Raw genomic sequence first — 15,804 nt, forward strand, 5'->3', positions numbered from 1 at the left:
GATGACGGGCGGCCTCCGCCTCGGTGCCCCCGGGGTGTACCGGGTTCCGGCGGATCAGGGCGACACCGGTCTGCGGCCGGTCGCGCTGGATGCCGCCGGCTTCGCCGGGGTGGCGCCGCGCGGGCCGGTGGACGTGCCCGTCGCGGTGCGCGGCTGGCCGGAGTTCCTGGCGCGCTTCGGCCTCGGGCCCGGTCTGCTGGCGCCGGCGGTCGCGGCGTTCTTCGCCCAGGGCGGCCGGCTGGCGCACGTGCTGCGGGTGGCGCCGCCGCCGTCGGAGCAGGCGCACGCGCTGGTCGGGCAGGGCACGTACACCGACGGCCGCTGGGTCCCGCTGTGCGTCACCGGGGACGGCGGGCGGGCGCTGCCCGTGCGCTGGACCGCCCGGGACGAGGGCGCCTGGGGGGACGGGCTGACGGTCACGCTGACGGCGGTCCGCGGGCGGCGCTTCACGGTCGAACCGACGGGCACCGACCGGACGGTGCTTCCTCCCGCGGGGCTGCGGGCGCCCGCCGGATCCCTGCTGCAGCCGGCCGCCGGCGGTGTCCGCTGGATCGAGGAGACGGCCGAGCGGGAGGTACGGCCGGGACTGCGCCGTACGGTCTGGGTCCTGGACGCCCCCCTGCCGGACCCGGACCGGCCGCTGGCGCTCATCCTCGCCACGGTCACGGTGAACGACCCCGCCGGGCCCACGCCCGAGACCTTCGACGTCGGCCTCGCCCCGCGCCATCCGCGGTGGCTCGCGGACGTGCTGGCCGCCGAATCCCTGCTGGTCGTACCGGAATCCGACTGGGCCCGGGAGGCGGCCGGCGGCGATCTGCGGATCGCCCTCCCCGACCCCCTGCTGCCCCGCATCGGGTCCCGGCTCGAGCGCCCGGGCACGGACCGGTACGCCGACGTCGCGGAGGAGGACCTCCTGGGACGCCCCGCTACCGAGCCCCCGGACACCGACCCGGCCGGTGAACGGCCGCACCGCGGCGCGGAGGAGTTGGCCCGGGTGGAGGACCTCGGGCTGCTCCTGGTCCCCGACCTCGCCTGGAACGGCGTCGTCCCCGCCCGGGAGACCGAGGAGCCGCCCGACCCGCCGCCCGACGGCTTCGTCCCCTGCGCCGCACGTCGGCCGCCCGCCCGCTTGCGTACCCCGGGCGTGGACGCCGCCTGTCTCGACGCCCGGCTGCCCGACGAGCTCGCCGTACTACAGGCCCGGCAGCGGTGGCTGACGGAGCTGGCCGACGCGGCGCAGCGCTTCGTCGTCCTCCTCGACGCCCCCCGGCGCCTGCCGGCGGACGCCGTCGCCGACTGGTGTTCCGGCTTCGACAGCGGATACGCCGCCGCGTACCACCCCTGGCTCGGCGCCCTGCCGCCCGAGCCGGACGGGCCCGCGCCGACCGCCCGGCTCACCCCGCCCTCGGCCTTCGCGGCGGGCATCATCGCCGCGCGCGAACTCGCCGCCGGACTCCCGACGGGGCCCGCCAACGAGCTCGCCGCCGGGGCGGTGACGGCCGCGGACCAGGTCACCGACGCCGAGCACGCCCTGCTGCATCCGCAGGGGATCAACGTCTTCCGCGCCGAACGCGACGGCTTCCGGCTGACCGCGGCGCGGACCCTCTCCCGCGACCCCGACTACCGCCGGCTGACGGTCCGGCGGCTGGTCACGATGCTGCGGCTGACCCTGGACCGGGAGAGCCAGTGGGCGGTGTTCGAACCGCACACGGCGGCGCTGCGGCAGGTGCTGGTGCTGCAGGTCGCGGACCTGCTGCACGGCCTGTTCCTGGCCGGGGCGTTCGCCGGGGCCACCGCGGAGCAGTCGTACTTCGTACGGGCGGACACCGATCTCAACCCGCCCGAGTCGATCGCGCTGGGCCGGATCGTGCTCGAGGTCGGGATCGCCCCCAGCAGCCCGCTGGAGTTCGTCGTCCTGCGGATCACCCGGGACGACGACGCCGTGAACGTCCAGGAGGTGCCCCGTGGTTAGTCCGCCGCAGGCCAATCCGCAGCCGCGGGACGTGCTCCAGACGTTCCGCTTCGAGGTGACCCTCACCGACAGCCCCGGCGGCGACAGCGGTGCCGGCACCCTCGGCACCGGTTCGTTCCAGGAGTGCACGGGCCTGGACCTCCAGGCCGACGTCCGCGAGTACCTGGAGGGCGGGCGCAACGACGGGGTGATCCGCCGGGTGGGCCGGGTGAAGCTGCAGCCGCTGGTCCTCAAGCGCGGGATGTTCGCCAGGAGCCCCGGCGAGCAGGTCGATCCGGCGCTGTGGGTGTGGCTGCAGGACATGGTCCGCGGCGACGCGCCGGCCCGCCGGGTCAACGGGACCGTGCACGTGTACGGGTCCCGCCGGGAGCCCCCGCTCGCCACCTGGCGGTTCGTCCGCGGGCTGCCGGCCCGGATCGCCGGCCCGGCGCTGAACGCCCGTACCGGCGAGATCGCCGTCGAGGAGCTGCACATCGTGCACGAGGGTCTGAGGCTGGTGCCCTGATGGCGGAGTTCGTGAAGGCGTCCCTGGGCATCGTCAGGGTGGTGACCGCGGCCACCAAGCGGGAGCGGGCCACGTTCTCGCCGCCCGAGCAGGTCATCGACGTCCAGTTCAACCCGACCTCGATGAAGGTCACGTACGCGAACAACGCCGACGCCGGGGGCGTCACGTCCAGGGCGCAGTCCCGGCAGAACGCGTCGGTCCAGCCCGCGGTCCTGTCGTTCGACCTCGAGTACGACACCGCCGAGACCCCGGACGTCGACGTCCGCACGCTCACCGCCGCGGTGCGCCGGTTCGTCCGCCCGCCGCGGGACAAGCCCAAGGACCCGGCCCCGCTGGTCCAGTTCCTGTGGGGGAGCTTCCTCTTCAACGGCCGGGTCACCCAGGTCACGGAGGACATCGACTACTTCAGCCCCGACGGCCGCCCCCTGCGGGCCAAGCTCACGCTGAGCATCACCGAGCAGGACCCGGCGCTCGAGGCCAACGCCGTCGGCCCGGGCGCGCGCACCGACGACCGCGCCGCCGAACCGGGCGGCGCCCCCCGGCCCGTACCGGCGCCCCGGCCGCTGGACGCGCCGCCGGGATCGGGTCCCGGACAGAGCGGCACGGCCGGCCCGCGGCTGGCGGTCGCGGCGCTGGACGGCGAGAGCCTGGCGGGGCTGGCCGTCCGGGTCGGGGGGAATCCGGCGGCGTGGCGGGCCCTGGCCGGCGGCGTCGACGACCCGCTGAGCCTCACGGCGGGGCTGACCGTACGGGCGGGCGCCGAGATCGAGCTGTCGGCGGGCGTGGGCGTCAGCCCCGGCTTCGCGGCCGGGGCCACCGTGGGCGCCCGGTCCGGGGACGACGCCGCGGAGGTGGCGGGCGCGGCCGTCTCGGCCTCGGCCGGTCTGCTCCCCGCCGGGATACAGCTGACCGCCGCCGGCGGCGTCACCGCGGCGTCCGGGCGGCTCGCGGCCACGTCGGCGCGTACCGAAGTCGCGGCGGCCCGGGGCTCGTTCGCCGTACCGGCGGCGACGGCACCCGAGGCCGCCGGTCCCCCGGATCCGCGCCTGCTCGGCTACGGCCGGGGCCTGCCGCTGCGGGCCCGCCCCCACGCCGCCACCGCCGCCGAGGGCCGCGCGGGCGGCGCCACCAGCCTCACCGCGCGGGCCCGGCCGCGGGAGGCGCCGGTGTCCGCGCGGGGCGGCACGCCGTGGGAGCGGCTCACGCCCGGCGCCCGCGGACGCGCGGAGGCCGACGCCGCACAACGCGCCCGTGACGCCCGTCCGACGACGATGAGGTGGAAGCCGGGAGGGGAGTGCTGATGGACGGGAACGACTCCGGGGCGAGCACGGTGAGCGTGGACGAGGTGCACACGCGGATCGTCACCGACACCGGCCGCCCGCGACAGCCCGGCGTGGTGCCCGGCGCGGCGGAGGCGGGCTGGCGCGAGACCCGCGGCCGGCTCGACTGGATCGAGGCCCGCACCCGCGCCGACGGTTTCGATGACTGAGACCTCCCCGGCGGTCGCCGCCCCGGTCTTCCGGGTGCGGGACCGGCTCCAGCCGGACCTGGCCCGCGACTGCGTCCGGCTGGAGATCGCCGAGGGTACGGAGGGCCTGCGCACCATGAGCCTGCATCTCGTGGCCACGGACTCCGCCGCGACCGGCCCGCCGCACCGGATGCGGCATCTGGACGGCCGCGAGGTCGACCTCGGCAGCGGCATCCAGGTCAGCCTCGGGCCGGACGACCGGCAGCGGCACGTCTTCGACGGCACGGTCTCCGCCGTCGAGGCCGAATTCCGCGACGGCAGCGCCCCGGTGGTGATCCTCTACGCCGAGGACCGGCTGATGCGGCTGCGGATGACCCGGCGGATGCGTACGTACCGGGACACCACCGACGAGCAGATCGCCCGCGACATCGCCCGCGCGCACGGCCTCGAGGCGGACGTCGCCGCGGCCGGCGAGACGTACGACGTGGTCCAGCAGTTCAACCAGAGCGATCTGGCGTTCCTGCGCGAGCGGGCCCGGCTCGTCCGGGCCGAGCTCTGGTGCACCGGCGGCACGCTGCACTTCCGTACGAGGGATCAGCGCGAGGGGACGAAGGTCGTCGCCGTGCAGGGCAACCATCTGCTGTCCGCGCGGATCGGCGCCGATCTGGCGCACCAGCGTTCGAGCGTGACGGTGACCGGGTACGACGCGGACACCCAGCGGGTGATCGACGAGCGGGCCGGACCGGAGGTGCTGGACGCCGAGATCTCCGGCGGCCGCACCGGGGCCCGGCTGGTCCGCGACGCGCTGGCCTGCGACGCCGCCGCCTACCGGGTCCGGGAGGCGGCGCTCACGACGGCGGAGGCCCGGTCGTACGCACGGGCCGAGATGCTCCGCCGGGGCCGGCGCTTCGTGACGATGAGCGGCGTGCTGCGGGGCAACGCCGACGTGGTCGTCGGCGGCCGGCTGGAGCTGTCCGACGTCGGCGCCCCGTTCGACGGCGGGGGCTACTACGTGACGCATGTCCGGCACACCTTCGACCAGGTCGCGGGCTTCCGTACCGGCGTCCAGGCCGAACGGGCGACCGTGAACGAGGTGGCGTGATGGCCCCGGACACCCCGGCGGACGGCTCCGCCCCCGGCTACTTCGGCGTCTATCCGGCGGTCGTCACCGACGTCGTGGACCCACGGCGGCTGGGCCGGATCGAGGTCCGCTTCCCCTGGCTGGGCACCGACGGCGACCGGGACGTACGGGCCTGGGCCACCCTGTGCTCCCCGTACGCCGACGGCGACCAGGGCCTGCAGATCCTGCCGGAGCCGGACAGCCAGGTGGTGGTGGCCTTCGAGGCGGGCAACCTGCGCCGCCCGTACATCATCGGCTGCGCCTGGAACGGCACCGCTCCGCTGCCCGTTCCGGCCACCCGGGCCAACGATGTACGCGTCCTCAAGACCCGCTCCGGCAGCCGGCTGGAGTTCGACGACGGCGCCTCGGCCCGGATCAGCATCCGGACACGCGACGGACACCACGTGACCCTGGACGACGCCGGGACCGGCACGGTGACCGTGCGGATCGCCGGCGGCGCCTCGGTCAGGGTCACCGCGACGTCGGTGGACGTCCGCGCCACGGCCTCGGTCTCGGTGACGGCGGCCAAGGTGGACGTCGACACCCCGGTCGCCACCTTCAGCGGCATCGTGCGCTGCGAGGTGCTGCAGGCCAACGCGTCCGTCGCCTCCCCGGTGTACTCCCCCGGCGTCTGCAACCTCCTGTGACGGTGATCGGAATGGACCACCCCTACGCCCTGCGCGCACCGTGGTACGTACGCGAGCGCGACCGACTCACCCCGTTCGACGCGGACGCCCGCCGGCCGGCCCTGCAGAAGTACGGCGGCGCCGACTTCGTGGACCGGCTGCTCGCCGACCCCCGCGACAGCCTGAGGTTCCTCCCCGAGGACCGCTGGGGCTTCCCCGTCACGGTGCCCAAGGGGGGCAGGGGCAGCGGCCGGCTGCGGTTCGTCGACCAGGCGATGGTGCTGTCGCCGCTGCGCAAGCTGTACCAGCCGCTGCACTCCCGGTTCTACGCGGTGGTCGTCGAGCTGTTCTGCGACGAGCCGGGGCTGCCCCGCCCCGGTCAGGTCGAGGGCGTGGACCTGTCGTTCGTCGTACGGCGGGAGCGGACCGAGGTGGCGGACGCCCAGGCCCTGCGGGAGCTGGCCCGCAGTCTGACGGACTCGCTGTACCGGGCCCAGTACCCGTCGCCGGTCCCGTCGGCCGTCCCGGACACCGACGACCTCGACGACGTGGCGTTCGCCGGCACGGCGGCCCGGCTCCCCCTCACCCCGGAGCAGCGGCAGTTGCTGGAGCGCGTACGGCCGCGGCGGATCGTCGAGGCCTGGGTGACCGGCCCCGCGGGCACCGGAGGCTGGCGGGCCGTGGACGACCAGGCGCCGCCCGCGCTGCTCGACGGCGAGCTGGAGCTGCCGATGTATCAACTGCCCCCGCGGGAGGGGGACTGCGCCCCCGCCCGCAGCCGGTCGCTGTGGTTCGGCGTCGTCCCCACCCACGCGGCGGACGTCGACGACCAGGGCCGGCCCCGGCTGGACGACCGCACCGTCTACCGGGTGCGCTGTCTGGCCCGCAGGCATCCCGGCCCGGGTCACGAGCACTGCCCCGACCGCCTGTTCTGGAGCGAGCCGACCCTGCCGTACCGGGTGGCGCCGCACATGGACCCGGACGGGACGAAGAACCACCGCGTGACGATCACCATGCCCGACTTCCGGGCGGTCGCGGCGCGCGCCGGCCGGCCGCCCGGGCCCGGCGGCGTCGAGATCGTCCAGCCGCCGGGGTCGCAGCTGCGGATGAACGCGAGCGGCTTCCCGCCGACGCCGAGCGCCGGGCTGGGTCTGACGACCAGCCGGTGCACGTTCGCGCTGGAGATCTTCGTGATCGTCTCGATGTTCGTGTTCAGTCTGTTCCTGCCGGTGGTGGTGTTCGTCTTCCAGCTGTGGTGGCTGCTGATCCTGCGCTTCTGTCTGCCCAGCGAGGCGACGGCGCTGGCCCAGCTGGAGGCGTACTTCGACGGCGGCGGCACGCTCGAGGCCATGTCCGCGGAGCTGCGGGCCGAGCTCGACGAGGTGATGGAGACGGTCGACGCGGCGGGCCAGCTCGCGGACGTCCCGCTGTTCGACGACGACCCCACGCAGGTCGGCGATCTGGTCCGGGGGCTCGATCCGGGCAAGGCCGTACCGCCCGCCCCGCCCGTGCCCGAGGGCAAGCCGGACGATCCGCTCTGCCCGCCGTAAGGCGTCCGTGGGGAACGCGCCGGTGACGAAGGACCGGTTGGCTGGAGGGCGGCGGCGAAGGAGGTTCCGTATGCCGGGATTCGAGAGCGAGGCGCGCCGGTTCGCACGCGCCGCGCGGACGCCTGCCCGGGCCGCCGCGCCGGGACCGGCCGCGCCCCTGCGCAAGCCCCCGGTCCGGGTGCCGGGCGGCGCACCGCTGCCCGTACACCTCCGCGAGCCGCTGGAGCGCCGGACCGGCGCGGATCTGGGGCCCGTCCGCGTACACCGGACGCCGGAGCGGCTGCGGCGGGACGCGCCCCGGCTGCCCGCCTTCACGGTCGGCCACGACATCGTCTCCCCGGGCGGGCTGTACGACTTCACCGGTGCCGGCTCCGAACGGCTGGCCCACGAGATCGCCCACGTCGTACAGCAGTCCGGCGGTGCGTCCCGCCCGGGGCTTTCGTCCGCCGCGTCCCCGGGGACGGTCGTGGCCCAGGGCGACGGGGGTCTGTCTGAGCAGGACACCGAAGCGATCCGCGCCTGGCTGGCGCAGGGCGGCGGCAACACCGGCGCCCAGCCCCCGGCTTCCGGCCCCTGGCAGTGGCCCGCCCCGGGTGCGGCCCAGCCGGCGCGGGGCTCGACCACCGTGATCTGCAACGTGAACTGTCACCAGACGGCCGACGAGCAGCGCCAGGAGGCGGAGCGCCGGGCCGCCGAGCAGCGGCGCCGGCAGGAGGAGCAGCACCAGGCGGCGCTGCGGGCGGGCTGGCCGGGTCTGCACCGGGCCGGGCACGGCGCGGAGCTCGACCGGCAGGCGACCACCGTGCAGGGTGACATCGACGCGTCACGGCAGGCCGAGGCCCAGTTGCGGCTCCAGCTGTTCGACCGCGCGCTGGCCGCGGGCCGGGGTGCGCTCCCCGGGGCGGGCAGCCGGTTCAGCCCCCGGACGAAGGACAGCTGGGCCCGTGCGGAGCAGGCGGCGGTCGTGCTCGAGGCGGTGTTCCGCGCGAGCGCCGGCCAGGACGCCCCGGCCGCGGTCACCGACCCGCTGCGGCCCTGGTTCGTCGCCTTCTACGCGAGCGTGAGCGCCCTGTTCCGCGGCCTGGACGTGGCCGAGCAGCGACTGGCCTCCCAGCCCTCGGGCCCGCGGCGCCCGGGACAGTCGCCCTGCCCGTCGGGCTGCCACGCCTCCGCCTCGGACCAGCGCCGCGACCTCGCGTCGGGCGCCGCTCCCTGGGCCACCCTGCCGCCCGTACACCCCTCCTGGCCCGGTACGGGCACGCCGGCCGCCGGGCCGGACCGGGTCCCGGACAAGGACCTCCCCGCCGGCCGCCGCGAGACCCGGCTGCTGACCGCCGTGAACGCCGTCCAGGACGCCCGGGACCGCGCCGGCTGGCGGACCGCTCTCGGCGAGTTCCGGTGGGCCACCCGCCAGCTCGACGACCTCCTGCTCGCGGACCTCCGGGCCGCCGGCGGCAGCAAGGACCTCGTCGAGAGCTTCGAGTACACGCGCGAACTCCACGAACGCCAGGCGGCGTTCCTCCTCGCCCACCCCCACGCGCTCAAGGTGCAGGCGGTCTTCTACCCCAAGGAGGACGTGTCGGAGAAGACGGACGAGACGGGGCGCCCCCGCCCGGTGGCCAGGGCCATTCCCTGGCAGTTCTACCTGGTCCGCACGCCCGAGCCGACCAGTGAGCGCACCGTCCCGACCGGCTTCGAGTGGCAGCTGCACGACCTCACGGCGCCCCGCCGGGACAAGCGGTACGTCCGCACCCGGCACCAGGTCAACGCCATCGAGGGGCTGAGCCGCGAGCGTTTCGACCCGGCGCCGATCATGCGGATGCCCGTTCCGCCGAAGATCTTCGAGGAGCTGGACAACGAGGACTTCTTCCCCGAGGGCCACCTCTACTGGCGGGACCCCGTCACCAACGCCCCCGGCGGCATGGCGACCACCGCCCCCACGTCCTTCTGGACCTGGCTCGGGCGCATCGGCCTGGGCGTCGCCGTCCTCGGCAGCCTGGTCTTCGCCCCGCTGAGCACGCCGTTCCTGGTCACGGCCGCGCTCGGCACCGGGATCAAGCTCGCGGCGGGCTACGCCCGGCTGCGGGAGAAGCAGGAGCACGGCGTCTGGACCCAGGCCGACACCGACCAGTTCCACTGGGAGCTGGCCCAGGACATCCTGTCCGCCGTCACCCTCGGCGTGGGACGGATGGGTGTCGTCGCCGCCGAGGCCGGCGCCCTGGCCCGCGCCGCCTCGGCCACCCGGGTCTGGTTCGTCCTGCGGCGCCTTGAGGCCGGCAGTCAGCTCGTCAACATCGCGGTGACCGGCCACGACCTCATCAAACAGTTCGCGGCCATCCAGGAGGCGGTCAGGGCGGGCAAGATGACCCGGGCCCAGGCCGACGCGGCGTACGGCCGGCTGGCGCTGATGGCCACCGGCACCGGACTGCTGAGCATCGTGCAGTTCCGGGGCGCGGTGAAAGACCTCACGGGCCGTCCCGCGCTGCTCCTCTCCCCCGACCCCCAGGCGCCCGGCCGAATGGTCGCGACGATCGAGGTGCTGCCGGCGGCGCGGCGCGCGCTGAAGACGTCGGCGAATCTGACGAGCCGGCAGCTCGCCCACCGTCCCGCCGACCTGCGCAACGAGTTCGAGGTGGTCAAGGCCTCGCCCATGCGGGTGCTGTCCGGCGGCGAGTACGACTTCGAGGTGATCCTCACCAACGGCCACGTGTGGCGCAAGCGGCGGACCGGCCAGTGGTGCCGGTTCTCCGACGACCCGCTGTGCTTCCTGTTCGACGAGGGCGGCGGAGCCCATGTGCAGGAGATCGCGAAGTACCGGGTGGCCCGGCGGGGCGAGTGGAGCGGGGAGCCCGGGAACTCCGACTTCACGCCCAACAACCGGGACGCGCTGGTCCGGGCCGGCTACCGGCCGATCCCGTACGTCAACGACCACCCGGTCTTCACCGACTTCGCCGTGGGCACGGTGCTCCTGCGCCGGGCCGACCTCGCGGTCAAGGACCGCCGGCTGCACGACCGCCTCGCCGACCAGGCCTACGCCCGGCAGCAGGGCTGGTTCCGGCCCGGCACCACCACCCCGGACGCGGGCCGGGTGGCGGCGCTGCGCTCGGACCCGGCCGACCCGCTGACGTGGCACCACGTCGAGGGCGACAACATCATGCTGCTGGTGCCGCGTTCCATCCATCAGGCGGCACAGCACTCCGGAGGCTTCGCGGAGGACTGACCCGGTGTCCCGCCGAGACGAACCGCCCCGGAGGCGATCATGACCATCGACGCGTTGACCGGGCAGGGCCCGGCGTTCCCCTTCCGTCCGGGCCCGGACGGCCGGTTCGGCTATGTCGGCGGGGATGCCCTCGTCCGCCAGTCCATCGAGGCGATCCTGGACACCGAGCCGGGTGAGCGGGTCATGCTGCCCACCTTCGGCTGTGGACTGCGCCGGTATCTGATGCGCCCCAACACCCCGGCCACGCGCACGTCGATGCGGCAGGAGATCAGCGACTCGCTGGCCCGCTGGGAGCCCCGCATCCAGGTCATCGAGGTGTCGGTCACGCCGGGGGACGACCCCGCGCTGGTGTGGATCTCGATCCGTTACGTCCGGACGGCCGACCGGCGCGAGGACGATCTGGTCTACCCGTTCTATCTCCGGTGACCGGCTGCTCGCAACGCGCCCGTGACGTCGGTGAGCGGATCATCGGAGCATGCGGAACCGGTATGTGACCGCCCGGAACGGCGGACGATGACCCTGATCGGCCCGGTGCTCGACGACCGGGACTTCGAGCAGCTGCGGACCGAACTGATCCAGCGCATCCCGACGTTCACGCCGGAGTGGACCGACCACAACGACAGCGACCCGGGCATCGCGCTGCTGGACCTGTTCGCGTTCCTCGGCGAGAGCCTGCTCTTCCGGTTCAACCAGATCCCGGACGCCACCAAGGTCGCCTTCCTGCGGCTTCTGGGCATCCCGGCGCTGCCCGCGCGTCCGGCCGAGGTCCTCGCCGCGCTGCGCACCGAGGTGCCCGGCGGCGTGCAGCTGTTGCGCGGCGGCGAGTTGCGGGCCGGGGCGGTGTCGTTCGAGACCGACGACGAGGTGTACGCGTGGCCGGTCGAGACCCTCGGCATGATCAAGGAGGCGGTGCCGCCCCCGGCCGAGGACGACACGGCGGAGCGGGCGCGGCGCTGCGACGCCCTGTTCCGGCTGGGGCTCGGGACCGGGACGCCGGTGCAGTTCTTCCGGCCCCGGCTGCTGCCGCCGGACCCGGCCGCGCCCGAGGCCGCCCCGGTGACCGTCGCGGACGCCGTGGACCGCGCGCTGTGGATCGCGGTGCTGCACGCCGAGGGGGCCAACCCGGCCGCGCTGGCCCGGGAGATGGCCGGTCACGGGCTGTTCCTCGGCGTCGCCTTCGACGAGTCCGTCGACCGGCCGTTCCGGCTGGCCGACCTGGACGCGGCGGGCGCCGGGCGGTATCGCTCGACGGGGCTGGACGCCGAGCTGCCGCCGACGCTGTGGCGGCTGTGGACCGCGGACGGCGCCGAGCTCAGTCCCGTACAGGTGGCGCGTGACACGACGGAGGGGCTGACCACGACCGGCGTCGTCGAGCTGACCCTGCCGGACCCGCTGGTGCTCCCCGACCCCGCGGTGCCGCCGTCGGGCGGCGCCGACAGCCCGCCCCCGCTGGAGGACGCCGCGCGGGCCGCCCGCGTCGTCGCCTGGCTGCAGGTCACGCGTCCGCTGGCGGCCGGGCAGCCGGGGACGGCAGGCAGCGGTGATCCGATCCACCGGGTCCGCTGGGTGGGCGCCAACGCCGTCCGGGCCACCCAGGCGCGTTCGATCACCGTGCCGGAGCTCCTCGGGGTCGGCAGCGGCGGGGCCGGGCAGGTCTTTCCGCTGGTGCAGCGCGGCATCCTGCCCCGTACGGTCGTGCTGGACGTCGAGGAGTCCGGGCGGTGGCAGCAGTGGAGCGAGGCCGACTCCTTCGCGGCGGCCCGCCCCGGCGACCGGTTCTACACCGTGAACCTCGCGGCGGGCGAGGTGCGCTTCGGCAGCGGCGGGCAGGGGCCGCGGGTGCCGCAGATCGGCGAGCGGATCCGCGTCCGCGCCTACCGGTACGGCGGCGGTGCGGCGGGCAATGTGGCCGCCGGGGCGATCACGCAGGTCGCCGCCACCGCCGGGGTCACGGCGAGCAATCCGCTGCCGGCCGCGGGCGGGCGGGACGCGGAGTCGCTGGACGCCGCCCTGGAGCGGATCCCCGGAGAGGTGCACCGCCGCGACCGGGCGGTCACCGCCGACGACTTCCGCGAACTCGCCCTGCGCGTCCCCGGCGTGGCCCGCGCCGAGACCCTGCCGCTGCTGCACCCCGACACGCCGGACGTGCCCGCGGCGGGCGTGGTCAGCGTGCTGGTCGTCCCCGCCGAGGACGTCCGCGATCCCGCCGCGCCGCTGCCGGACCGCTCCCTGCTGCGGGAGGTCACGCGGTATCTCGACCCCCGGCGGCTGATCACCACGGAGCTGTACGTGATCCCGCCGGAGTACCGGCGGATCGGGCTGGCCGCGGGAGTCGTCGTCCGCGACGGCTACCAGGTGGACGCCGTCCGCCGCTGGGTCGAGCTGATCCTGCGGCAGTTCCTCGCCCCGCTGCCGCCGTACGGGCCGGACGGCCGGGGCTGGCCGCTGGGGCGTACGGTCCGCCGGGCCGAGCTGGAGGCCGTGGCCGTCCAGGTCGACGGCGTGGAGTATCTCGAGGGCCTGCTGCTGTCCGTACCCGATCCCGCCGCGCCGCACGGGATGCGGGCGGTGCCCGAGGTCGGGCTGGAGCGCTACCAGCTGCCCGAGATCGTGGACCTGACCGTCGTCTCGGGTGCCCCGCTGGATCCGGGGAGCGCGTACCGCCCGCTGCCGCCGACCATCCCGGACGCGGTGATCGCGCCGCTGCCGCGCGACGAATGCTGAGGGCCCGTACATGGACACCGCCCCGTACAGCCTGCTGGCGCACCCGGACCAGTGGGCCCGCTGCCGGCACGAGAACACCGCCCTGGTGCCGGGCGGAGGCGTGCAGCTGAACTGGCGGGACACCGTGCCGGAGACGGACGTACCGCTGCCGGCGTCCCGGTCCGGCCTGGCGTTCGACCGCTGGGGCAACGCCTACCGGAGTTGGCCGCAGGACGACCGCGTGAGCGTGCAGCCGCCCGCCACGGGCACGGTGTCGGCGTCCGACCTCGACTGGGCGGGGGCGTTCACGCGCCCGTCCGCGACGGCCGTCGACGCCCTGCAGCGGCTGTACGTCGTGGAGGACGCCGGCGCCCGGGTGGCGGTCGCCGATCTGCGGTCCCGGCAGCTGCTGCGCCGGATCCCGGTCGCGAGCGGGCGCCATCCCCGACGCAGGGCGGTCGATGTGGCGGCGCAATGCTGCGAGGCCCTGGTGCTGACCCGGCGGCCGGTGGGGCTGCTGTTGGTCACCGGGAGGCGCGGGCCGCTGCCCGGGCCGCCGTTGCGCCGGCCGCGGTGCCGTGGTGCGGTGGCCGCCGAGCGGATCGCGACCGCCCCCGACGGTACCGTCCTGGTGCTCTGGCGGCGCGGGGATCAGCCGCCGCTGATCGCCGACTCCGAGGGCCGCCCGGTGGTGGCCGTGCCGGGCGCCGTCGATCTGGTCGTCCGCGCCGACGGCACGCTGGCCGTCGCCTGCGCGCCGGGGCAGGTGCTGCGCCGGTTCGCGCCGCTCGGGGACGCACCGCTGAGCGAGGGCGTGCTCGAGCTCGCCCCGGTGGCCCAGCCGGACTTCGACGGCGGATCGGTGGCGGAGTCCCACGGCCGGCTGTGCGGTACGACGGCGCGAGGCCTCGCCTGGACCGGCGGGCCGAGCGTGCGCTATGTGCCGGCCGGCCGGGTGGTCACGTACCGCCTGGACAGCGGCGCCTACCGCACCCGTTGGGGCCGGATCTTCCTGGACGCCTGTCTGCCGCCCGGCACATCCGTCGCCGTACGCACCCTGACCTCGGACGACGACACCGTGACCGATCCGGTCGCCCCCGCTCCCCCGGCGCGCGGCGCGATCACCGTCCGCCGGCCCGACCTGACGCCGCCGCTGCCCGGTGCGGCGGCCCTCGACCGGGCCGCCGCGGAGAGCGCCGCCCCGCTGTTCCGGCGGCCGACCGGCCGGGAGCAGCCGTGGGTCCAGATCCCGGCGGACGACCGGTTCGAGACGTACGAGGTGCCCGTCGGGGCGGCGCCGGGCCGCTATCTGTGGCTGGCGCTGGACCTCACGGGCACCACCGAACTCACCCCGCGCGTCCGGGAGATCCGGGTCGAGCGCCCCGGCCACCGGCTGCTGCGGCACCTCCCCCGGGCCTGGTCGCGCGACGAGGACGACGCGGGTTTCCTACAGCGGTTCCTCGCGCCCCTCGACGGACTGCTGCGGGAGCTGGACGGCCGGGCGGTGTGGCGCGCCCTGCTCGTCGACCCCGCCGCCACGCCGCAGGAAGCGCTGGCCTGGCTCGCCGGCTTCGCCGGGCTGGCGCTGGACCGGCGCTGGCCGGAGGCGGCCCGGCGGGAGCTGATCGCGCAGGCGTACGAACTGTTCGCGCGGCGCGGCACGATGACGGCCCTGACCCGCATCCTGACGATCTACCTGGGCCGGCCGCCGGTGCTGGTGGAGCGCTGGCGGCTGCGCGGCATCCCCGGCGCCACTCTCGGGGCCGGGCCCGGCAGCACCGCCCCCGCCCGGCTCGGCGCGACGGTCCGCACCGGCGGGGCCCTCGGCGACGGCACCCTGGGAGGTACGGCAGCCGCGCCGGACGGGTACGCCACGGCGGCCCACCGGTTCAGCGTGCTGATCCCCGCCGACCTCACCCGTGAGCAGCGGGCGGTCGTGGAGCGGATCCTCGCCGACCACCGGCCCGCCCACACCGAGGCGGAGATCTGCGAGCTCGGGCCGGGCATGCGCATCGGCCGGTCCCTGCACATCGGCCGTACGTCCCTGGTCGGGCCCGGCGCCCGCTGGGGTCCGGCGGTGGTCGGCGCGGTCGCCGTCGGCGGGGACGGAGTCGTCGGTACGCCGTCGAGCGGATCCCGGCTCGACCGGGACGGGACCGTGGGCGCGGTCCGGGTGGGCTGATGCCCGCACGGCTGTCGATCGGACGGTTCGTCGCGGCCACTCCCCCGGAGGCCGACGGGCGGGTGGCCGGGCTGGCCCGGACGGTGGTGGGCGGGGAGCTGGCCCGGGCGCTGGACGCCGCCGAGGTGCCGGCGGGGATCTGGTGTGTGCGGCGGCTTGATCTGTGCGTGGATCTGGATCTCGAGGACACCGACGCCGTGCTCGGGCGGGCGTGGGCCGAGGCGTTGGTGTCCGGGCTGCTGGCGGCGCTGGGGGGCGGGGACCCCGATGTGGTGCGGTACGACGGGCCCGTGATGGCGCTCGCGGATCTGATCGGGTCGACGGCGGTGGGGCGGGTCGAGCGGACCTGGGCGTGGGTTGGGGCGGGGGTGCGCGAGCGCGGCGACCCCGATCCGGCGACCGCGCCCGGGGAGGCGATCCTCGCGGCGGTACGGCGGGTGGAGGGGCGGCGTGCGGGG

At 75.8% G+C, this 15,804-nt stretch carries 12 protein-coding genes; all 12 read left to right on the forward strand.

What is annotated here, in order from left to right; genetic code table 11:
• Position 1: 1 nt before the first annotated feature.
• Positions 2-1,972 (forward strand): phage tail sheath family protein, encoded by a 1,971-nt coding sequence (locus tag SRB5_RS13790; protein WP_153452218.1) that lies wholly within the window; start codon positions 2-4, stop codon positions 1,970-1,972.
• A complete protein-coding gene (locus tag SRB5_RS13795; protein ID WP_323377876.1) occupies positions 1,965-2,477 on the forward strand; it encodes a phage tail protein in 513 nt (170 codons plus the stop codon). The genes SRB5_RS13790 and SRB5_RS13795 overlap by 8 nt, the downstream gene beginning before the upstream one ends.
• Positions 2,477-3,778 (forward strand): CIS tube protein, encoded by a 1,302-nt coding sequence (locus SRB5_RS13800; protein ID WP_153452219.1) that lies wholly within the window; start codon positions 2,477-2,479, stop codon positions 3,776-3,778. Before SRB5_RS13795 ends, SRB5_RS13800 begins: the two co-directional genes overlap by 1 nt.
• The gene (locus SRB5_RS13805; protein WP_153452220.1) at positions 3,778-3,966 is read left to right on the forward strand and encodes a hypothetical protein; all 189 of its coding nucleotides are present in this window, start codon (positions 3,778-3,780) and stop codon (positions 3,964-3,966) included. The genes SRB5_RS13800 and SRB5_RS13805 overlap by 1 nt, the downstream gene beginning before the upstream one ends.
• Positions 3,959-5,047, forward strand: a complete 1,089-nt coding sequence (locus SRB5_RS13810; protein WP_153452221.1) for a phage late control D family protein — start codon at positions 3,959-3,961, stop codon at positions 5,045-5,047. Before SRB5_RS13805 ends, SRB5_RS13810 begins: the two co-directional genes overlap by 8 nt.
• The gene (locus SRB5_RS13815; RefSeq protein WP_153452222.1) at positions 5,047-5,712 is read left to right on the forward strand and encodes a phage baseplate assembly protein V; all 666 of its coding nucleotides are present in this window, start codon (positions 5,047-5,049) and stop codon (positions 5,710-5,712) included. The genes SRB5_RS13810 and SRB5_RS13815 overlap by 1 nt, the downstream gene beginning before the upstream one ends.
• Positions 5,713-5,723: 11 nt before the next feature.
• A complete protein-coding gene (locus tag SRB5_RS13820) occupies positions 5,724-7,241 on the forward strand; it encodes a hypothetical protein (protein WP_153452223.1) in 1,518 nt (505 codons plus the stop codon).
• 70 nt (positions 7,242-7,311) lie between these two features.
• Positions 7,312-10,461 carry an eCIS core domain-containing protein gene (locus tag SRB5_RS37095; protein WP_153452224.1) on the forward strand — a complete coding sequence of 1,050 codons (3,150 nt, stop codon included), beginning with the start codon at positions 7,312-7,314 and terminating at the stop codon, positions 10,459-10,461.
• Between the two features lie 39 nt (positions 10,462-10,500).
• Complete coding sequence (locus tag SRB5_RS13830) at positions 10,501-10,887, forward strand: GPW/gp25 family protein (protein ID WP_153452225.1); 387 nt, start codon at positions 10,501-10,503, stop codon at positions 10,885-10,887.
• 87 nt (positions 10,888-10,974) lie between these two features.
• Positions 10,975-13,185, forward strand: a complete 2,211-nt coding sequence (locus SRB5_RS13835) for a putative baseplate assembly protein (protein WP_153452226.1) — start codon at positions 10,975-10,977, stop codon at positions 13,183-13,185.
• A gap of 10 nt (positions 13,186-13,195) precedes the next feature.
• Positions 13,196-15,346 carry a phage tail protein gene (locus SRB5_RS13840; protein ID WP_153452227.1) on the forward strand — a complete coding sequence of 717 codons (2,151 nt, stop codon included), beginning with the start codon at positions 13,196-13,198 and terminating at the stop codon, positions 15,344-15,346.
• Positions 15,346-15,804, forward strand: a 459-nt coding sequence (locus SRB5_RS13845) for a hypothetical protein (protein ID WP_228390025.1), incomplete at its 3' end; no start/stop codon positions are given. The genes SRB5_RS13840 and SRB5_RS13845, both read left to right, overlap by 1 nt.

The sequence above is a fragment of the Streptomyces smaragdinus genome (assembly GCF_009604385.1).
Classification (GTDB): domain Bacteria; phylum Actinomycetota; class Actinomycetes; order Streptomycetales; family Streptomycetaceae; genus Streptomyces; species Streptomyces smaragdinus.